17 protein-coding genes are annotated in these 19838 nt (G+C 39.0%); 10 read left to right on the top strand and 7 right to left on the bottom strand.

Annotation, left to right across the window (positions count from 1 at the left end; translation table 11 throughout):
- Positions 1 to 11: 11 nt before the first annotated feature.
- The 3 genes from C8P64_RS13735 (at position 12) to C8P64_RS13725 (ending at position 4921) form a co-directional block, all read left to right on the top strand.
- Entirely contained in the window at positions 12 to 1457 is a 1446-nt protein-coding gene (locus C8P64_RS13735) for a T9SS type B sorting domain-containing protein (protein WP_108172648.1), read from the top strand.
- Between the two features lie 153 nt (positions 1458 to 1610).
- Positions 1611 to 3614 (top strand): excinuclease ABC subunit UvrB, encoded by a 2004-nt coding sequence (gene uvrB / locus C8P64_RS13730; protein WP_108172647.1) that lies wholly within the window; start codon positions 1611 to 1613, stop codon positions 3612 to 3614.
- An 89-nt stretch (positions 3615 to 3703) separates the two neighbouring features.
- Positions 3704 to 4921 carry a hypothetical protein gene (locus C8P64_RS13725; RefSeq protein WP_108172646.1) on the top strand — a complete coding sequence of 406 codons (1218 nt, stop codon included), beginning with the start codon at positions 3704 to 3706 and terminating at the stop codon, positions 4919 to 4921.
- Positions 4922 to 4972: 51 nt separating this feature from the next.
- Here the strand turns inward: C8P64_RS13725 and C8P64_RS13720 are convergent, their stop codons facing one another.
- Positions 4973 to 5416, bottom strand: a complete 444-nt coding sequence (locus tag C8P64_RS13720; RefSeq protein WP_108172645.1) for an Hsp20/alpha crystallin family protein — start codon at positions 5414 to 5416, stop codon at positions 4973 to 4975.
- A 196-nt stretch (positions 5417 to 5612) separates the two neighbouring features.
- Here C8P64_RS13720 and C8P64_RS13715 point away from each other — a divergent pair, with 196 nt between their 5' ends.
- Complete coding sequence (locus C8P64_RS13715) at positions 5613 to 6926, top strand: DUF2254 domain-containing protein (RefSeq protein ID WP_108172644.1); 1314 nt, start codon at positions 5613 to 5615, stop codon at positions 6924 to 6926.
- Positions 6910 to 7146 carry a DUF1456 family protein gene (locus C8P64_RS13710; RefSeq protein ID WP_108172643.1) on the top strand — a complete coding sequence of 79 codons (237 nt, stop codon included), beginning with the start codon at positions 6910 to 6912 and terminating at the stop codon, positions 7144 to 7146. The genes C8P64_RS13715 and C8P64_RS13710 overlap by 17 nt, the downstream gene beginning before the upstream one ends.
- An 83-nt stretch (positions 7147 to 7229) precedes the next feature.
- Here the strand turns inward: C8P64_RS13710 and ettA are convergent, their stop codons facing one another.
- From ettA to C8P64_RS13695, 3 genes are all read right to left on the bottom strand, one after another.
- Positions 7230 to 8921 (bottom strand): energy-dependent translational throttle protein EttA, encoded by a 1692-nt coding sequence (gene ettA / locus C8P64_RS13705; protein ID WP_108172642.1) that lies wholly within the window; start codon positions 8919 to 8921, stop codon positions 7230 to 7232.
- 63 nt (positions 8922 to 8984) lie between these two features.
- The gene (locus C8P64_RS13700; protein WP_108172641.1) at positions 8985 to 9464 is read right to left on the bottom strand and encodes a DinB family protein; all 480 of its coding nucleotides are present in this window, start codon (positions 9462 to 9464) and stop codon (positions 8985 to 8987) included.
- An 11-nt stretch (positions 9465 to 9475) separates the two neighbouring features.
- On the bottom strand, positions 9476 to 9655 hold the full coding sequence (locus C8P64_RS13695) for a CAL67264 family membrane protein (protein ID WP_108172640.1): 180 nt from the start codon (positions 9653 to 9655) through the stop codon (positions 9476 to 9478).
- Between the two features lie 186 nt (positions 9656 to 9841).
- Between C8P64_RS13695 and C8P64_RS13690 the strand changes: the two genes are divergently transcribed.
- From C8P64_RS13690 to C8P64_RS13670, 5 genes are all read left to right on the top strand, one after another.
- Positions 9842 to 11470 (top strand): acyl-CoA carboxylase subunit beta, encoded by a 1629-nt coding sequence (locus C8P64_RS13690; protein ID WP_108172639.1) that lies wholly within the window; start codon positions 9842 to 9844, stop codon positions 11468 to 11470.
- A 3-nt stretch (positions 11471 to 11473) separates the two neighbouring features.
- Positions 11474 to 12358: a hypothetical protein gene (locus C8P64_RS13685; RefSeq protein ID WP_108172638.1), complete on the top strand. Its 885-nt coding sequence runs from the start codon at positions 11474 to 11476 to the stop codon at positions 12356 to 12358.
- A complete protein-coding gene (locus C8P64_RS13680; RefSeq protein ID WP_108172637.1) occupies positions 12351 to 13985 on the top strand; it encodes a M1 family metallopeptidase in 1635 nt (544 codons plus the stop codon). Before C8P64_RS13685 ends, C8P64_RS13680 begins: the two co-directional genes overlap by 8 nt.
- A 62-nt stretch (positions 13986 to 14047) precedes the next feature.
- Positions 14048 to 15793, top strand: coding sequence for a glycoside hydrolase family 13 protein (locus tag C8P64_RS13675; protein ID WP_108172636.1), 1746 nt, complete (start codon positions 14048 to 14050; stop codon positions 15791 to 15793).
- Positions 15794 to 15886: 93 nt separating this feature from the next.
- A complete protein-coding gene (locus tag C8P64_RS13670; protein WP_108172635.1) occupies positions 15887 to 16309 on the top strand; it encodes a DoxX family protein in 423 nt (140 codons plus the stop codon).
- Positions 16310 to 16333: 24 nt separating this feature from the next.
- On the opposite strand, the gene C8P64_RS13665 is transcribed toward C8P64_RS13670, so the two are convergent.
- From C8P64_RS13665 to C8P64_RS13655, 3 genes are all read right to left on the bottom strand, one after another.
- Positions 16334 to 17665 (bottom strand): M24 family metallopeptidase, encoded by a 1332-nt coding sequence (locus C8P64_RS13665; protein ID WP_108172634.1) that lies wholly within the window; start codon positions 17663 to 17665, stop codon positions 16334 to 16336.
- Between the two features lie 12 nt (positions 17666 to 17677).
- On the bottom strand, positions 17678 to 18775 hold the full coding sequence (locus C8P64_RS13660) for an AMP-binding protein (protein ID WP_108172633.1): 1098 nt from the start codon (positions 18773 to 18775) through the stop codon (positions 17678 to 17680).
- Between the two features lie 146 nt (positions 18776 to 18921).
- Complete coding sequence (locus C8P64_RS13655; protein ID WP_108172632.1) at positions 18922 to 19836, bottom strand: CPBP family intramembrane glutamic endopeptidase; 915 nt, start codon at positions 19834 to 19836, stop codon at positions 18922 to 18924.
- Between the last annotated feature and the right edge of the window lie 2 nt (positions 19837 to 19838).

Genomic DNA, 19838 nt, shown 5'->3' with positions numbered 1-19838 from the left:
ATCAAGAAGGCTTGAAAACGATTTTTGCTTTAATACTAATATTTCATTTTCATATTTCTGCTATCAACCACGCAGAGGCGGCAGAGTCATCTCTACCAAAATCAGAATATCTTTTTAGCACTGGTCTCCTTCATCCTTCTGAATTTCCAGCTCCGATTTTCAAAAGAAATGATACAAACCCAACATTGGATATTCAGGGAATTTCCCTACAGGAATGTGATTATGAAAGGGGTTTCGGGTTATCTTCAGTTGACGGCATCACATCATTTAATTTACTCCTTGCCTATCCGCCAAATACATCAAATATTTCATTTTACGAAAACAGAGCAGATCTTGAGAACGACGTAGAAATAATAAATCCTGGTAATTACAGGAACACAAATCCGTTCAATCAGATTGTTTTCGGTAAAAGAATAAATGGTAATAATGGTGAAGTGATATCTGAGGTGACTTTGACAGTTATTCCTATTCCTGAAACCGCGGTACCGATTGGTGATTTTTACGTATGTAACTCGAACACCGATGGAGGTTCCCCAACGGCAGTCTATGATTTTGAAGAAATTGGCAGATCGCTTTTTGGTGATGAGGATGTTACATTTCATGCCAATATCTATGAGGCCTTCGAAAATGATCGAAATTTTGCCTTCGGGGAGGTTCTGGCTCAGGAATTTATTGTGTATATAAGAAAACAGAATACTTGTGAACCTATTTACAGCCTATCACTGAATATTCTTGATAAACCAGAAGTCACACTACAAGAAGAATATCAGATCTGTGCAGATCAAGGTTCATTGAATCTAAGTTTACCTTCAGAAAACTTTACTTATGAGTGGTTTAAAGAAAATGATTCAAATCTGTTAAGCGGAAGTTCCACTGCCGAAATAAGTGAAGGAGGGAGCTATACGGTTATCGCCACACGTACTTATAATATTAATAATGCCTTATACGAATGCTCCACAGAAAGATCATTCCGTGTTGTTGCCATAGATAATCCTGAAATTGAAGCCGTGGAAATTGAACAGGGCTACAGCAATCAAATATTAATTCAAATGAGGGAACCGGGTGATTATGAATTTAGCACCTCTTATCTAAACCAAGTATACCAGGAAAGTAACTTATTTGAGAACGCTCCACCAGGCAGGCATGAGATCTATGTTCGGGAAAGGAATGGCTGTGGTTTTGAGATTTCCGAAGTTTCAATCCTGGGATTTCCAAAATTTTTCACTCCTAATAACGACGGTATAAATGATATCTGGCGAATCAAGGGATTCCAGGGATCTAATAATCCGGTGCGTATATATAATCGCTATGGAAAGCTTATAGTGAAATTGGAAAACACCGATAATGGCTGGGATGGTAATTTTAATGGGAAAAGTATGCCTGCAGATGATTATTGGTTCAGGGTTAAACTTGAGAATGACCAGGAATTCAACGGACATTTCTCACTTGTTAGATGAATCCTAAAAAATTGATTTAGGCAGGATAATTGCTTAATTTCGTGAGGCTATGAAATGAGTCAACAAAAGTATACCGTAAGTTGAATATTGTTGACGAAACGCGTCTGATGGCTGAAAGGCGATGACAAACAGATGAAAAAGAAAACCTGCTGAATGAAATTCAATATAAAATCTGACTATAAACCTACCGGAGATCAACCCAATGCAATAAAGCAATTGGTTTCTGGATTAAATAAGAACGAGCAATACCAGACTTTACTTGGTGTTACAGGCTCCGGAAAAACCTTTACGGTGGCTAATGTGATCGAGGAAGTACAAAAGCCTACCCTGGTCTTAGCCCATAATAAAACTCTGGCCGCGCAGCTTTATTCAGAATTCAAGGAGTTTTTCCCAGAAAATGCCGTGGAGTATTTCGTGAGTTATTACGATTATTATCAACCTGAAGCCTTTATACCAACTTCCGGAACCTATATCGAGAAAGACCTTTCTATAAACGAAGAGATCGAAAAATTAAGATTGAGTACCACTTCTTCACTTTTAAGCGGAAGAAGGGATGTGATCGTGGTCGCTTCGGTTTCCTGCTTGTATGGTATTGGTAACCCGGTCGAGTTCAGGAAAAATGTGGTTTCCATCGAAAGAGATATGGAAATTTCAAGGACAAAATTTCTACACAGTTTAGTACAAAGTCTTTATTCCAGGACAGAAGCGGAATTCACACATGGTAACTTCAGAATTAAAGGAGATACTGTGGACGTATTTCCAAGTTATGCAGATAATGCTTTTAGAATTCACTTCTTTGGCGATGAAATCGAAGAAATTGAAGCTTTTGATCCGGGTACCAATGATATTATTGAAAAATATGAACGCTTGAATATTTATCCGGCGAACATGTTCGTGACCTCACCGGATGTCCTTCAGAACGCGATCCATGAAATTCAGGATGACCTCGTAAAACAGGTAAGCTATTTTCAGGATATAGGAAAAACTCTTGAAGCCAAACGTCTGGACGAAAGAACCAATTTCGATTTGGAAATGATCAGGGAACTTGGTTACTGTTCGGGAATTGAAAATTATTCCAGGTATCTCGATGGCAGAAAACCCGGAACAAGGCCCTTCTGCTTGCTGGATTATTTCCCGGATGATTATCTCATGGTGGTAGATGAAAGTCACGTGACCATCCCACAAGTACATGCAATGTATGGTGGAGACAGGTCCAGAAAAGAAACTCTTGTGGATTATGGATTCAGACTTCCGGCGGCCATGGACAACCGACCTTTAAAATTTGAAGAATTTGAAGCTCTTCAAAACCAGGTTATCTATGTAAGTGCTACTCCGGCAGATTATGAACTTCAGAAAACCGAAGGAGTTTATGTGGAACAGGTGATAAGACCTACAGGTCTTTTAGACCCTGTGATCGAGGTTAGGCCAAGTTTGAACCAGATAGATGACCTGATCGAAGAAATTCAGCTTCGGGTTGAAAAAGATGAACGTATTCTTGTAACCACCCTGACCAAAAGAATGGCCGAGGAGCTTACTAAGTACCTGACCAGGATCGACGTTCGTTGTCGCTATATACATTCAGATGTAGATACCCTGGAAAGAGTAGAAATCATGCAGGACCTGCGAAAAGGTATCTTCGATGTGCTGGTAGGTGTAAACCTTCTTCGCGAGGGTCTGGATCTTCCGGAAGTTTCCCTGGTTGCAATTATTGATGCCGATAAGGAAGGATTTTTAAGAAGTAACAGATCATTGACTCAGACCATTGGACGTGCCGCCCGACACGTAGATGGAAAAGCAATACTTTACGCAGATAAGATCACAAACAGTATGCAGCAGACCATTGATCAAACAGAATACCGACGCAGCAAACAGATAGAATATAACAAGGCTAATAATATCACTCCTACAGCCCTGGTCAAAAAATATAACAATTCCCTAATCAAGGAAAAGCTGGATATTTACGATCATGAGAAACGCCCGGATCTAAAGGCGGCAGAAGAAGAGGCAGAATACCTTACCAAACCCCAAATGGAGAAGAAAGTAAGAGAAAAACGCAAAGCTATGGAGACTGCTGCAAAAGAACTCGACTTCATGCAGGCAGCGCGTTTACGTGATGAAATAAAAATCCTGCAGGGAAAAATAAGTGAAATGGCTTAAATAATTATCTGAGGGTCAATATTTTAAACTATATTTATCAGATCCAAAAGCACTTGCGTTTTCTACCATGACAAACAAATAGTTTGTCCATGAAAAATTTTATCTATTCATTTTTAATCATGTGCTGTTTCACTTTAACAGCGCAAGTAGGGATCGGCAACTCAGATCCTAAGGCACAGCTGGATATTTCCGCAACAAATAAGGAGGATCCGGCCAGTATTGACGGAATTCTTATCCCCAGGATAGATAAATTTCCGGTCGAGAATCCTGGCGCTGCGCAGCACGGAATGCTTATTTTTTTAGACAAAGACGTTATAGGCTCGGCTTCCGGATTTTATTTCTGGAATGCTTCCGAAACAAAATGGAAAGCTATCACTCCTGCTGCTTCTGGATCAAATTTTTATAAACCCGGAACTTTTCAAAGTCCTAATAATCTTTCAGACCTTATTTACCGGGATGCGAGTATCGGCATAGGAACTGACCTCATCACCTCGAGATTGCAGGTAGCTATTGCTGCCGGAAAAGATCTGACTTTAAAGAAGGGATTAGAGGTAGATAATGCGAATTCTGCTACCGATAATTTAACAACCTATGGTATAATCAATGATAACCGGAGCCAGACGAATGGAAACAAATACGGTATAAAATCGAATGTTGGAGGTGTTGGGATCGGCATTCATTATGGCATTTTCAATGAAACTTACCAAAACACAGGAACCAACGATATCTACGGGATATTTAATCGCGTGGGGCGAACCTTTGGTGCAAAAAGCAATAATTACGGCATTTACAGCGAAATAGGATCTATCCAGGGTGTTGGGAATATCTACGGTATCTATAGTATTGCAATAGGAGATTCCAACAGTAATGTATTTGCCGCCTACTTTGCCGGCCGGGTTGGGATAGGAAACACTCCGGAAACCGAATATGTTTTACCCGCTTCCCGTGGTAGCGAAGGACAGATAATGATGACCAATGCAACCGGGCAGGTAACCTGGAGCAATGCCGGATTTGAAAATTATTCATCAACCACGAGTTCTACTGGTGATTTCGTTATTACCGACGAGATAGGTTCTCTAAGAATAAATAATCAGATCTCGGGATTGGTAATTCCTCCTTCTGCTTCAAATAAAGGTAGAATAATAAGGCTGATCAACTGGCCGGGGAATTCTGAAAAGACCTTACTATTCCAGGGTGGAGATGATCTATTCGATGTAAAAACAAATTCAAAAATAGTAAGCATAAAACCTCAACAGATCTTTACTATCCAGAGTGCGGGGAACCGGTGGATATTATTAAACCAATAAAAAAGACGCCTGAATTAGGCGTCTTTTTCTAACTAATCAAATTTAACCTGGTTATGAGATATCGATCAATCTCTTTGCCTGGACTTTTGCCTCTTCTTTTTTAGGAAGTGCAATTTCCAGAACTCCATTATTATATGAAGCTGATATTTTAGCACTGTCTACCGAATCTGGTAAGCTAAAGGCACGTTTAAAAGTACTATAGCTAAATTCTTTCCTGGTGAACCTTCCGTTCTTATCGGTAGTTTCTTTTTCCTTTTTATCCTCAGAAGAGATAGTCAAGACATCATTATCAAGTTCGATATTAAAATCTTCTTTGGTCATTCCCGGTGCAGCAACCTCAACATTAAAACTGTCTTCGGTCTCCATAATATTCACAGCTGGAATGCTGGTTCCAATACTATTTACATTAGTAGTTCCACCTAGCCAGTCAGTTCTGAAAATGTCATCAAATACTGAAGGCAACCAATTTGTTTCGTTTCTTTTAATTAGACTCATGGCTTTATGTTTTTTAGTTATTATTTATTTTGAATTCACCTATTCTATAGCAATTGAAATACCATTTCTAAAACCATGCCTTTTTGTCGCTTTTCACCTATTTTAAAGTGTCATTTTGTCTGCTGTTATAAATAAAGATTAAATTAAGCCGACTCTCAGTAGATTGTTTAACTTTAAAAACTGAATTTCAGATAGCATGAAACAACTCTACAATCGCACTATTGCCTTTTTCAATGTCGTTGAAAGTAAGATCGCATTTTACCCGACCTTGCTGGCTTTCTTAGGTTTCAATTTTGCCTTTTTCATGCTATACCTTGAGAACAGAGGTATATCTAAATATCTATTAGAGCATGTTCCCGTTCTGGTCATGGACAATGGAGATACCGCAATGACCATGCTTAGTGCGCTTATTTCAGGCCTTATCTCCATGGTCGTATTTAGCTTCTCCATGGTGATGTTATTATTAAGCCAGGCTTCCAGTAATTTTTCGCCCAGATTACTTCCGGGTCTAATAAGCGATAAAAGACACCAGGTAATTCTAGGAATCTATCTTTTCACCATCCTCTATTGTATCTTTATCCTATTTTCAATTCAGCCTACGGTAGATAAAGAACAGATCCCTGGATTCTCCGTACTTCTTGGTATTGTTCAAACCGTTATAAGCATCTATGCCTTTATTTATTTTATCCATAATATTTCCCAGAGCATACAGATAAGTAACATTCTCCAAAATATTTTTGAGACGGCTAGAAAGAGACTGGACAAACTGATAAATACAGAAGAAAACCAGAATGATGATTTTCCCTCTACAGAAGACTGGAAAGAATACCACAGTGAAAAGAGTGGATATTTACAAAATATTTCATTTACCAATTTGGTCGATATCTGTGAAGAAAATGATATTCTATTGCACATACTTCCCGTAAAAGGGATTTTTGTTCTAAGCGGAATTCCTCTATTTAAAGCCGACAAAGATCTTGATGAAGATCTCGTAAAAAAGATACTTTCTAATTTCAACTTTTCCAGGGAAGAACTGGTAGCCGATAATTACACCCTTGCCTTTAAACAGATCACTGAAATTATCGTGAAGGCAATGTCACCGGGTATTAATGATCCAGGTACTGCGATTAACGGGATAGATTATCTTACAGAACTGCTATCGCTACGCATGAAGAAAAAGGATTCCAGTGTGATTGTTAGGGACGAAAAAGTTTATATTAAACTGAACACGATAAATTTCGAAGATCTTCTATACAATATAATGGCATCTATACGCACATATTGTAAACATGATATTATCCTGGTACAAAAACTATTGCTCATGTTTTATTATCTGGAAAAGCAGCAAACAAGCGAATCAAAATATTCAAGAATACTTAAAAATGAGGCGGAAAGCTTACTAAAAGATGCGAAAGCATTTATAGATAACGAAGAAGACATTGAAAAAGCAGCTAACCTGGCTTTAAATTTTAATCTACAAAGACAAACTAAAGATGGCACTAACGAATAATGATATTTTCAAAAAATTACGCGTAGCTCACAAGCTCACTAATGAAGACATTGTAAAGATATGTGAACTGGTTGATTTTAAAGTTTCAAAAAGTGAACTGGGAGCTATTTTCAGAAGAGAGGATCATGAAAAATATGTGGAATGCGGAGACCAGTTTCTAAGAAATTTCCTGGACGGTTTGATCATTCACCTTCGAGGGCCTATGCCTAAGAAGAAGTAAAAAATTAAACTTTAGAAGAAATTAAAAAGGAGCTGAAAAATAATTTCAGCTCCTTTTTTCTTATTACTTATATCTCAAAGCTATTATCTAACAAGCTTCTTGTATTTAATACGTTTCGGCATAATATCTCCGCCAAGACGTTTCTTTTTATTCTCTTCGTAATCTGAGAAACTTCCTTCAAAGAAATACACTTGCGAATCACCTTCAAAGGCAAGGATATGTGTACAAATTCTATCCAGGAACCAACGGTCGTGAGAAATAACTACAGCACATCCCGCAAAGTTATCCAGACCTTCTTCCAGTGCACGAAGGGTATTTACATCCAGGTCGTTCGTAGGCTCATCCAGTAACAGAACGTTTCCTTCTTCTTTCAAGGTCATCGCTAAATGCAGACGGTTTCTTTCCCCTCCAGACAGCATGCTTACTTTTTTATTCTGCTCGCTTCCACTAAAATTGAATCGGCTTAGATATGCTCTTGAATTCACCTGACGGCCTCCCATCATGATCAACTCCTGCTCATCGCTAAAGTTCTGCCAGATGGTCTTATCTGGGTCGATATTAGAATGACTCTGATCTACATAAGCGATTTTAGCGGTCTCCCCTACTTTAAAACTACCTTTATCTGGTTCTTCCTCTCCCATGATCATTTTGAAAATAGTGGTTTTACCAGCACCGTTAGGACCAATAACTCCAACTATCCCTGCTTGAGGAAGTTTGAAATTAAGGTCTTCATATAATAATTTATCTCCAAAAGCTTTACTAACTCCGTCGGCTTCGATCACATTCGTACCTAAACGAGGACCATTAGGGATATAGATCTCCAGCTTTTCATCAAGTTGCTTTTGATCCTGGCTTAATAGTTTATCATAATTCTTAAGCCTGGCTTTTTGCTTGGTCTGTCTTCCTTTTGGGCTCATTCTTGACCATTCAAGCTCTCGCTCCAGTGTTTTCTGGCGTTTACTAGCCTGCTTTTGTTCCTGGGCAAGTCTCTTGGATTTTTGGTCCAGCCACGAAGAATAATTCCCTTTCCATGGAATTCCCTCTCCTCTATCAAGTTCAAGGATCCATCCCGCTACGTTATCAAGGAAATAACGGTCGTGAGTTACCGCGATCACCGTTCCTTTGTATTGCTGTAAATGATGCTCCAGCCAGTGTACAGATTCTGCATCAAGGTGGTTGGTAGGCTCATCCAGTAACAGTACATCAGGCTCCTGAAGCAATAGGCGGCAAAGCGCCACTCTCCTTCTTTCCCCTCCGGAAAGAACCGAAATTTTCTTATCTGGATCTGGAGTTCTAAGCGCATCCATAGCGATCTCCAGTTTTGTATCCAGTTCCCAGGCATTGCTGGCATCGATCTTATCCTGAAGTTCAGCCTGTTTGTCCATAAGCTTCTGCATCTTATCTGCATCTTCATAAACTTCCGGAAGACCAAACATATCGTTGATCTTGTTGTATTCATCCAGGATCCCTACGGTTTCAGCAACACCTTCCTTTACGACCTCAAGTACCGTTTTTTCTTCATCAAGTTCAGGTTCCTGCTCAAGCATTCCTACACTGTAATTTGGAGAGAATACCACATCACCCTGGAAATTCTGATCTTTCCCGGCAATGATATTAAGCAAAGTAGATTTACCAGAACCATTAAGACCCAGGATACCGATCTTAGCTCCATAAAAGAAGCTCAAATAAATATTCTTCAATACTGGAGTGTTCGCCTTCGGAAAGGTCTTGGTAACTCCAGACATCGAAAAAATAACTTTTTTATCGTCTGACATATATTTTAAAATTTAGTTTCTTAATTATTCAGGATTGCAAATATCCTGAATTTTTCACAGAAATCAATTATCATAAACTCCCAATAATCTTTGAATTATAAGCAACTGTCCTGTGTGGTAGGCGGTATGTTCAACAACAAGAAAGATCTCCCTTAATAAGCTGTGTTCTTTCGAATTTACCACAGGTTTGATTAGTTCGTTTTTCTCATCCAGTATAAAGTCCTTCAGCAGTCTTCTGTCTTCAAAATAATCTGCTTTTAGATCTTCCCATTCTTCTTCACTACCGGGCTCAGGCACACCGGGCCAGTAATCATCTGGCCAGTTCCTGGTTTCGTAATCTCCAGAAATCGTGTATTCCAATATATCTTTCTGTGCAAATGCGATATGAAAAAACACCTCGTAAAAAGAATATGGTAAACCAGCAGGTCTCTTCCCGATCTTCTCAAAGGGAATTGCATCTAAAAAACTATCTATACTGGCATAAGCTAAACCACCTTCAAGGTGTCTTACTAATTGGTCTCTCGTCGATTTTTCTGATATCATTTAAGCTGAATTTAAACCCGTCCTTTCAAGGCATTGAAAACCCAGGAGATGAAAAAGAAACCGATTCCCGTCACCGAGAATCCAATCGCAAACTCCTTATATTTTAAAACACCTAAAAGTACCAAAGCTGTTCCTACAAGGAAGGTAAGAAAGGAAGCCCATCCAAAAATGGTATTTTTATTCATTGCCATATATGCTGATTTTATACAAATATCGGCTAATTTTTATTGCTTTAATTAAAGCCGAGAATTGTTGTGTTTTTGTATTTTAGCCAAAAGCCATTTCTGGAAGAAAATTCACAAAATTTCTCCGGAAATCAGATTAATTTAAAATTAATCATATTAAAATAAACAAATTATTGTAAAAAGCTCAATATAATGGATATCAACTTCAACAAGAATGAAGATTATAACAAGCTTTTGGTTTCCTCTATGAAACAAAAGCTTGCAAAAATAAAATTAGGAGGGGGAGAAAAAAGAATAGAGAAACATCATGCTAAGGGTAAAATGACCGCCAGGGAGCGTATAGATTTTCTCCTTGACGACAAGGAAAGATCTATCGAAATAGGTGCATTTGCTGGTGATGGCATGTATGAAGAACATGGTGGTTGCCCTAGTGGAGGAGTTGTGGTTAAAATAGGCTACGTTTCAGGAAAGCAATGTATTGTGGTTGCCAATGATGCAACGGTTAAGGCTGGAGCATGGTTCCCTATTACTGGAAAAAAGAACCTGAGAGCACAGGAGATCGCTATTGAAAACAGGTTGCCTATCATTTACCTTGTAGACAGCGCCGGGGTTTATCTTCCTATGCAGGATGAGATCTTCCCGGATAAAGAACATTTCGGAAGAATATTCAGAAACAATGCGGTAATGAGCAGTATGGGAATTACCCAGGTCGCTGCCGTAATGGGAAGTTGTGTTGCCGGTGGTGCCTATCTCCCAATTATGAGTGATGAAGCCATTATTGTAGAAAAGACCGGAAGTATTTTCCTGGCAGGAAGCTACCTGGTAAAAGCTGCCATAGGGGAATCCATAGACAATGAAACCCTGGGTGGTGCAACTACGCACAGTGAAATTAGCGGGGTTACCGATTACAAAGCTAAAGATGACAAGGACGCCCTAACCAGGATCCAGAATATCATGGATAAGATCGGTGATTACGACAAAGCTGGTTATAATCACACAAAACCGGCAAAACCAAAAGAGAAGCCAGAAGAGATCTATGGAATACTTCCAAAAAAGCGAAGTGACCAGTATGATATGCATGAGATCATCTACAGACTAGTGGACAATTCTGAATTCGAAGAATATAAGGAAGGTTATGGCCAGACCATAATCACCGGATATGCCAGGATAGATGGCTGGGCCGTTGGAATTGTTGCCAACCAGCGTAAAATTGTAAGGACCAAGAAAGGTGAAATGCAGTTTGGCGGCGTGATCTATTCAGATTCTGCCGATAAAGCGACTAGATTCATTGCAAACTGTAACCAGAAAAAAATTCCTTTAGTATTCCTACAGGACGTTACCGGGTTCATGGTAGGTAGCAAAAGTGAACATGGTGGTATCATTAAAGATGGTGCGAAAATGGTGAATGCAGTAAGTAATTCTGTAGTTCCAAAATTCACGATCATTATTGGAAATTCATATGGTGCGGGGAATTACGCTATGTGCGGCAAGGCCTATGATCCAAGACTTATTGCGGCCTGGCCAAGTGCAGAGCTTGCAGTAATGGGTGGAACTCAGGCTGCAAAGGTGCTTGCACAGATAGAAACCGCTTCCATGGCCAAAAAAGGAGAAAAGGTTGACGAAGAAAAGGAAAAAGAAGTCTTCGAAAAACTGAAAGCCAAATATGACGCTCAAACCTCAGCTTACTACGCTGCTGCGCGTATCTGGACAGATGCGATCATAGATCCTCTAGATACCAGAAAATGGATCTCTATGGGAATCGAAGCCGCTAACCACGCTCCAATCGAAAAAGATTTTAACATGGGCGTAATCCAAACCTAATTCATGACAAGATTTTTTATTCTAATTGCCACAATTTTAATTTCATTTTCTTCCTTCGGCCAGGACACTATTTCAAGACGTTTGGTAAAGAAATTTATTCCATTAAATGCCTACGAAAGGTTTATTGGAAAAACTACAGACACTACCGAATTCATGTTCAGAGATGGAGACACCTTAGTTAGTGTCCCTCTAGATTTTGATCCCTTGAAAGGAAAAAATATGGTAAAGGTTGAATATGAACCAAAAGATTCTGTTTTTCTAAACATCTATAAGGAGGTTGTCTACAATCCAGACAATTCTAATAGTTCTGATCAAAGAATGCATCTTTGGAAGGATGATATCAATATTTATTTTGACGAAGGTGTTCCCGAAGATCACGCTAACGAATTAATGAAATTTGCTGCGAAAATCTCTAAAGACATCGATTCCTTGAATATTTCAAGAAAATATGATGAGGAAAAAGCAAACTACGTAGTTTATTATCTCAATGAGAAGCATTCTACAGAGTACGAACCCAAAATGAGATATCAGGAAAATGGATATTATATTGGCTGGAATGGCAAACAGCAAATTTATAAAGGTCATTTGAAAATCAACACCGAATTTGTTAGAGCAGAGTTCGAACAAAAACAGCTGTTGAAATCCAACTTTTTCAAATCTCTAGGCCACTTTAAAACCTCCGACCTTTTAATATGTGGAAGTTATCTCTCAAAATGTCCCGGAGCAAAAAAGCTTTCTCCAAAAGATCTGGAAATTCTGAGTTACCATTATTCTTATGGGGTTTGTAAAGGCGTGGACCTTAAAACCTTTACCGAACAAACCAATAGGATGAACAAAAAACTTGAGGAAGAACCGGACGCAAAATTATATATCGCACATCATGAATAAAATATTTACGCTTTTCTGCCTACTCGCCTCTACCTTTTTAAGTGCGCAAATAGTAGGAGAAAATCACTCTAATTATACCGAAGCTGATACTTTAAGAGGCTCTCTTAGACCAGAAAGAACAAGTTTTGATGTACAGAAGTATCACCTTAAACTAAAAGTTGAACCGGAAAAACAATTTATTTCGGGCTCCAATGTGATCAGCTTCAATGTACTAAAGGATATGCCGGTCATGCAACTGGATCTTTTTGAAAATATGCAAATCGATTCTATCATGCATGGAAATCAAAAAGTTGATTATGAGCGTAGGTACAATGCTGTATTTATTCAGTTTGAGAAAGCTTTAAAGCAAGGCCTTACAGATTCTATCGAGTTCTTTTACCATGGCAAGCCAGTGATCGCTGAAAATGCGCCCTGGGATGGAGGATTCGTTTGGACAAAAGATAAAGAAGGTAACCCATGGGTAGGAGTCGCTGTGCAGGGTACGGGCGCAAGCCTTTGGTATCCAAACAAGGATCATCAAAGCGATGAACCAGAAGAAGCTCAGATCGATATATCGGTTCCTAATGGTTTAATGAATGTTTCTAATGGCCGTTTCCTTGGTGAAACCGATCTTGGAAATGGATTTACGGAATGGAGCTGGAAAGTAGTAAACCCGATCAATAATTATAATATTATGATCAATATCGGGAACTATCAACATTTTTCAGAGAAGTATAAAGACCTGGACCTGGACTATTATGTTCTTCCTTACAATCTTAAAAAAGCTAAAGAACATTTCACGGAGGTAAAAGACATGATGGCTTGTTTTTATGAAAAAATGGGGCCGTATCCTTTCGAGGAAGATGGATTTAAACTGGTTGAAACTCCGTATTTAGGGATGGAGCATCAAAGTGCCGTGGCCTACGGCAACCAATATCTAAAAGGATATCTTGGGAATGACCTTTCTGGAACAGGCATTGGCCTGAAGTGGGATTTTATCATTATCCACGAATCTGGTCACGAATGGTATGGAAACAGTATTACTGCCAAGGATATAGCCGATATGTGGATACATGAAGGCTTTACGAGCTACACTGAATCTATTTACATCGAATGCCAGTATGGTAAAGAAGACGCTTTGAAATATATCAGGGGTATTCGTCAGAATATTGGTAATAACCGTAAGATCATTGGGGATTATGGAGTCAATGCTGAAGGATCAGGCGATATGTATTATAAAGGTGCAAATCTTCTGAATATGATAAGAAGTATTTACGATGACGATGAGTTATGGTGGAATACTTTGAGAGATTACACTAAAACCTTCAAACATCAAACGATCACCACCGAAGATACTGAGGATTTTTTCGATAAGGCTACCAATGTTGACCTAAAACCTGTTTTCGATCAATATTTGAGACATGCATCATTACCGGTACTTCAGCTAAGACAGGCAGATGATAAGATCCTCTATAAATGGAAGGCAGATGTCATCAACTTTGAGATGCCTGTAGATGTAATTATCGATGAAGAGGAAATAAGATTGAAGCCGACTACTGAATGGCAATCCTACGAAACCGGGGAAGAACTTGATGAGTTGAAGGTTAACGATCTGGAGTTCTATGTCGAAACTGAGGTGATGGAATAAACGCAGATTCAAAATAAATTTTTCTAAATTAGAGATTGATAGTCAACCATATAACATCTCTAATGAAAAGATTTTTTATTTGTCTAATGGTAATTATTGCACTAATCGCGTGCAATAACGAAAAAAAAGAACCTGAAACAACTTCTGAAACCACCGATATTCAAAAGAAATGGTGGAAAGAGGCAGTTATCTACCAGATCTATCCACGAAGCTTTAAAGATACAGATGGTGATGGCGTTGGAGATCTAAAAGGAATAATAGAGAAGCTAGACTATATTGAGAGTCTGGGGGTAAATATGGTTTGGTTGAATCCTATTTACAGCTCGCCAAATGCCGATAATGGTTACGATATTAGCAATTACCGGGAGATCATGGATGAATTTGGCACCATGGAAGATTTCGATCTTATGCTGAACGAAATGCATAAGAGAGATATCAAATTCGTCATGGATGTGGTCGTGAATCATAGCAGTGATGAACACAGATGGTTTCAGGAATCTAGGAAATCCCGCGATAATCCATACCGCGATTATTATCACTGGTGGCCGGCAGAAAAAGGCGAACCAAACTATCGGTACAGTCTCTTTGATCCTAAAGGAGATGCCTGGAAATATGATTCCATAACCAATTCTTATTATCTGCACTATTTCTCACAAAAACAACCTGACCTCAACTGGGAAAACCCGAAAGTGCGACAAGAGGTTTATGATATTATGAAGTTCTGGGCAGAAAAAGGAGTGGATGGGTTCCGCCTGGATGCTTTTCAATTTGTTTCTAAAGACACCAGCTTCCCTCCTCTTCCTGAAGGTTATGAGAAAGACGTGATAAAATATTACGGTATGGGACCTAATCTTCATAAATATCTAAAAGAACTGAATAAAGAAGTTTTGAGCCAGTACGATGTATTTGCCGTTTCGGAGGGAGCAGGAAGTACTTTTGAAGATGCTCATTCCCTGGTAGATGCAGATAGAAATGAACTACAAATGGCCTACCATTTTAAGGGAATGGATGTAGGCAACAGTCTTGAAGGTTACGAGCTATCAGAATTCAAGGAGGTTTATACGAAATGGGACAGCGCCTTTGCCAAAGAGGGCTGGTTATCTATTTTTCTGGCCAACCATGACGTCCCCAGGATGGTTTCAAAATTTGGAAATGACAGTCCCGAATTTCGTGCCGCCTCTTCTAAAATGCTGAATACTTTTATCCTCACTATGAGAGGAACTCCCTATTGTTATTATGGCGATGAACTGGGAATGACCAATATCGCATTCGATAGTATTAGCCAGTACCAGGATATCGTGGCGAAAAACGGCTATGAAAAAACGATTAATGAAGGTGGGGATATTGAACAGTATATGACCGAACTTAAGTTTCTTTCACGCGACAACGGCCGTACTCCAATGCAATGGGATGATTCTGAACACGCTGGTTTTACCACTGGTACTCCGTGGCTACCAGTTAATGAAAATTATCAAAAGGTAAATGTAGAAGCAGAAAATAATGATCCCAACAGCTGCCTGAATTATTTCCGGGATATCGTAAAATTAAGAATGGATAATCCCGTACTGGTGTATGGAGATTATGAATTACTATTTACAGAAAATAAAAACGTATATGCCTACACCCGGAAATTGAACGAAAAGAAGATGTTAATACTGCTTAATTTTTCCACGGAAAACACTTCAATAGAAATATCCGAAAAGCTTAAGGACCTTAAATTAGTGATAAATAATCTGTCTGATGTAGAATTAGAAGATTCAAAAGTAACTTTAAAACCATATCAAGCTCTCATCTTCAGCTATAAATAGCATGTGATAAGGCAATTCCCTAAATCTTTTAAATAGTATTCTTATTTCATATTAATCTGATTTTTAGTAACTTAATGTAAATTTCACAGCATTATGTTAAGTATAAAATCACTTAATAAGTGGGCCAATTCACATACTTATTACTGGCTGGACCTTTTTCGGGTAGCTCTGGGAGTCTTTTTCTTTATAAAAGGAATCCAGTTCATTTCACAAACTGAAATGTTAGCCGAACTCATCAAGCCTTTACAGGGCTTTGGTGGTACGATGCTAATAGTGCATTATGTAGCATCTGCACATTTGGTTGGAGGTATCCTTATCGCTTTCGGTTTATTGACCAGGTGGGCGTTGGTTGTCCAGTTACCGATACTTATCGGGGCGATCCTCATCAATTTCGTGGGAACAATGAATGCTTCCGCGCTGATCCTTGCCCTTGTAATTACAGCAATTAGTATTTTCTTCATTTTCTACGGATCCGGAAAACATTCCGCAGATTATATGATGAAAATGGGATACTAGTTAAATGAATTTGAATTGGCTCTTTTAATTTTCTGCTCTTTCCGAAGGAATTAGCATAAGATCTCTTTGTCTTTGATTTACATATCTGAAGCCATCATCACCCCAGAAACCAGCTTCTTCCAACATGATGCGAACACTTTTTTCCCATTCAGGAATTTCCACTTCGGTATTCAACTCGATAGCGTAAACCGTGTTTTCGTATAAAGGATAATCTCCCGCGCCGGGAACTCCATCCTGCTGATCCCACATTCCAATCGTTGGGCCAGCGGAATGTCCATACAAACCAAGAGGATGGGTGTAAATAGAGGCTTTAAGACCTTCTAATTGGGCCTGCTTTAAACTCTTGCTCAGGACCTCATTTCCTGACGATCCGGTTTTAAAATTTGAAGTCAGAATATCCTGCAAGCGGTTTCCTTTTTTGAAAGCTGCGGTAAGATATTCCGGAGCAGTATTTTCACCATCCTGAAGCACATAAGCCATTTGCTGGCAATCTGTATTCAGGTTGAGGTAGGTAATACCAAAGTCACAATGTAGAAGATCGCCTGGAAGTATGACCGAACTTCCGTTCTCATCAGAAAAAGCGGTAATATGATCCACAAGTTTTTCGCTGCTTCTCTGGATATCTACGGTAGGATGAAACCAGGTTTCCATTCCCATTTCGGTCACTTTTTGCCGCATCCACCAAACAACGTCATCGGTGGTGGTAACTCCTGGTTGGATCACCTCTGTACTGAAGGCCTCTTCAATTATAATATGCGTCATTTCTACCAGGTCACTAAAAATAACCATTTCACGAAAAGTGCGGGTCTCTATCCAGCCCACAGCAAGATCTTCCGCAGATACGATTCTTTCTTTATATGCCTTAGGCAAAACCTCCATGAATTCTTCATGATCGGTTTTAACCAGCCCATCTGCGATCCCGAAATTTTCAGAAAAATTGAGTCCTATTTTTGCCGGATCCCTGTCTTTTATAATATCAACAAGTGCTTTCCATTGATCTGGCTGTTCTTCCTTATTCCAGGCAGACTTAATATTCTCACCAATATTATACCTGGCGATCGCAAGTTTTTCGATAGAATCGTTTTGTTGATCTTTATGGAATACCAAAATGGTCCTCCTTCTAGCATTCAACCAGGTGGAAGGCAACATAGTTCTAAGCACCGGATCTTCATTATATTCTCTGGAAATCAGGATCCACATATCGATATTTGTACGATCCATCAATTCTGGCAGGATCTTATCGAATCTTTCACCCATGATCTCATCTGTGATCTTAGACCTTTCTCTTTCGGCAAGGACCTGGCTTTGTGCTATTGTAGTAAATAGCATCAGGATAATAACTAATATTTTTTTCATGAAGGTAGTAGGTTAACTTACTTTGCTTTTCAGGGTGTTCTCACGATGTATCTTACCATTGGGAGTTTCCTCAAATTTTTCGATAAGATAGATCTTTTTAGGTTTTTCATATTTACCCAGGCTTCCTATATTATTGATCGTCGTTTGAAGATCCTTTATGGTATCTTCAGAAAAATCATCCTCTACAAAAAGAACCAGCTTTTCTCCAAGGGATTCATCTGGCATGGAAGTTACAAAGAAACGATGGTCTAGAACGTCATTTAACTTTTGTTCGATCTGTTCCGGAAACAATTTTATTCCTCCAGAGTTAATGACATTATCATACCTGCCTATCCAGAGAAACTTTTTATAAGTTATTATCTCGACCACATCATTAGTCACGATTTCCTCATCGAGCACGTTAGGAGCCTTAATGATCAAACATCCCCTCTCGTCCTGGGCGATGCTCACATTAGGCATCAATTTAAAGGCGCGCTCAGACTTTTTCTTTTTCTTGGGATTCAGTTTTTTCGCGGCGATATGACTGGAAGTTTCGGTCATTCCGTAGGTTTCATAAATTTCTGAATCCACGTCCTTGATCATTTTTCTTAAACGTGGAGAAACCGCACCGCCACCAATAATCAGTTTTTTAACCAAATGTAGCCTGGCAATAGAATTATCCAGTTGAAATGGAGTCATAGCAGAAAAATCGTAAACTTTGAAAAGCTGATCTAGAGGATTGGAAGATGGAGGTATCGTATCTAGGTCCCAGCCAAGAAACATTGCTCTCACCAGCATCATCTTCCCGGCAATATATTCCGCAGGGAGGCACATTAAGGCATGAGTAGATGCTGGAAGCTCAAAGAACCTGGAAGTAGCCAAAGCAGAATTTACCATGTGTTGCTTCTTCAACCTTATCTTTTTTGGCGTTCCTGTGGAACCGGAAGTATGTACCTCTATATAAGACGTCGGCTTCAACCAGTCTAGAAGAAAATTCCCGATCTTTTGCTCATAAGGTTCGCCTTCCTTTATAAAACTATAAGCTACCTGCCTAAGTTCAGCATTGGTATAATGCCTTTTATTGAGTCTGAAGTCCGGATGTGTTTCAGGTATTTTATAGGAATTTGGCATATTTAGACAAAGTTGGTTAATAACTTATTATTTAAAGTTAACAAATTGAAACCAAATTCTTAAATTTCTTGAGAAAATTTTGTGAATTCCAAAGTAATCCTGGCACTCATCTAATTGCTTGCTATTCACCAAATTACAGGAAAACCCTAGGTTTCCTGAATTTCTACAGGCTTCTCTACTTTCCCAAATAATTTTTCTTTCCAGTTGGTCCATTTATACTTTCTGGCCATAATGAATAGAAAAAGAGGATAAATAACGAAAATAGGAATTAGCATGTCCCAACCAACAGATGGCTCAGATATATCCTTAAAGACAGAATTGGTCTGAAATGCCGTCCAGTCTGCAGTGACCAGCAAGGCAGTAATAAGGTTATTGGCAGCATGAAAACCTAGCGCCAGCTCCAGGCCTTCATCCATGAGTGTCATGATACCGAGCATAAAACCTGTACCTATATAATAGATCATGATAATATCTCCCAGCTTTTGCACTTCCGGGTTAAAATAATGCAAGCCGCCAAAAACAACAGAAGTAAGGATCAACGGGATCCATTTATTTCTGGCCAGAAGACCTAATCCCTGCATTAGATATCCCCTGAAGAAATATTCTTCAAAACTCGTCTGAATAGGTATAAGAATAACCGAGATCACTAATAAATATAGAAAAGGTTCTAATTGAAAATTAAGCGCGAAATCCTGGGGATTAGCGAAGTAATCTATTAAAGTAATAACCGTATTAAAACTGGCGACGAGAATAAAAGCAAACCAGAACCTGCTCCAGTCAACTTTCTTACGGCTTGTAGTTAATGCTTTTATTGGTTGATCATGTACGTATCTAACCCATAAAAACAATCCCGCAAGGAAGATCACAAAAGCAATAAGATTTTCCAGAAGCACACGATTAGATCCTTTACGTGCTATCTCTTCCTGCATGATCTGGGCGACATCTAGGTCCATGACTTCGATGAACACATAATTAAGCGCCATTAGGCCGAAAAACAAAACCGGGAAAACTATATATCTCCAGAATGAATGTGAATATCTGAATGCCTGTGCTATAAACATAT

Origin of the sequence: Christiangramia gaetbulicola, assembly GCF_003054225.1 — a bacterium.
GTDB lineage: Bacteria > Bacteroidota > Bacteroidia > Flavobacteriales > Flavobacteriaceae > Christiangramia > Christiangramia gaetbulicola.
Note: the sequence above shows the minus strand (reverse complement) of the source record. Positions and strands in the feature narration are given on the sequence as shown.

Bases quoted from the DNA above. Each gene is read 5' to 3' on its own strand.
- C8P64_RS13715 (WP_108172644.1), top strand. From the start codon at position 5,613: ATGAAACAACTCTACAATCGCACTATTGCCTTTTTCAATGTCGTTGAA.
- C8P64_RS13695 (WP_108172640.1), bottom strand. From the start codon at position 9,655: ATGGCAATGAATAAAAATACCATTTTTGGATGGGCTTCCTTTCTTACC.
- C8P64_RS13665 (WP_108172634.1), bottom strand. From the start codon at position 17,665: ATGAAAAAAATATTAGTTATTATCCTGATGCTATTTACTACAATAGCA.
- C8P64_RS13710 (WP_108172643.1), top strand. From the start codon at position 6,910: ATGGCACTAACGAATAATGATATTTTCAAAAAATTACGCGTAGCTCAC.
- C8P64_RS13720 (WP_108172645.1), bottom strand. From the start codon at position 5,416: ATGAGTCTAATTAAAAGAAACGAAACAAATTGGTTGCCTTCAGTATTT.
- C8P64_RS13670 (WP_108172635.1), top strand. From the start codon at position 15,887: ATGTTAAGTATAAAATCACTTAATAAGTGGGCCAATTCACATACTTAT.
- C8P64_RS13675 (WP_108172636.1), top strand. From the start codon at position 14,048: ATGAAAAGATTTTTTATTTGTCTAATGGTAATTATTGCACTAATCGCG.
- C8P64_RS13655 (WP_108172632.1), bottom strand. From the start codon at position 19,836: ATGTTTATAGCACAGGCATTCAGATATTCACATTCATTCTGGAGATAT.
- C8P64_RS13660 (WP_108172633.1), bottom strand. From the start codon at position 18,775: ATGCCAAATTCCTATAAAATACCTGAAACACATCCGGACTTCAGACTC.
- C8P64_RS13690 (WP_108172639.1), top strand. From the start codon at position 9,842: ATGGATATCAACTTCAACAAGAATGAAGATTATAACAAGCTTTTGGTT.
- C8P64_RS13725 (WP_108172646.1), top strand. From the start codon at position 3,704: ATGAAAAATTTTATCTATTCATTTTTAATCATGTGCTGTTTCACTTTA.
- ettA (WP_108172642.1), bottom strand. From the start codon at position 8,921: ATGTCAGACGATAAAAAAGTTATTTTTTCGATGTCTGGAGTTACCAAG.
- C8P64_RS13680 (WP_108172637.1), top strand. From the start codon at position 12,351: ATGAATAAAATATTTACGCTTTTCTGCCTACTCGCCTCTACCTTTTTA.
- uvrB (WP_108172647.1), top strand. From the start codon at position 1,611: ATGAAATTCAATATAAAATCTGACTATAAACCTACCGGAGATCAACCC.
- C8P64_RS13685 (WP_108172638.1), top strand. From the start codon at position 11,474: ATGACAAGATTTTTTATTCTAATTGCCACAATTTTAATTTCATTTTCT.
- C8P64_RS13700 (WP_108172641.1), bottom strand. From the start codon at position 9,464: ATGATATCAGAAAAATCGACGAGAGACCAATTAGTAAGACACCTTGAA.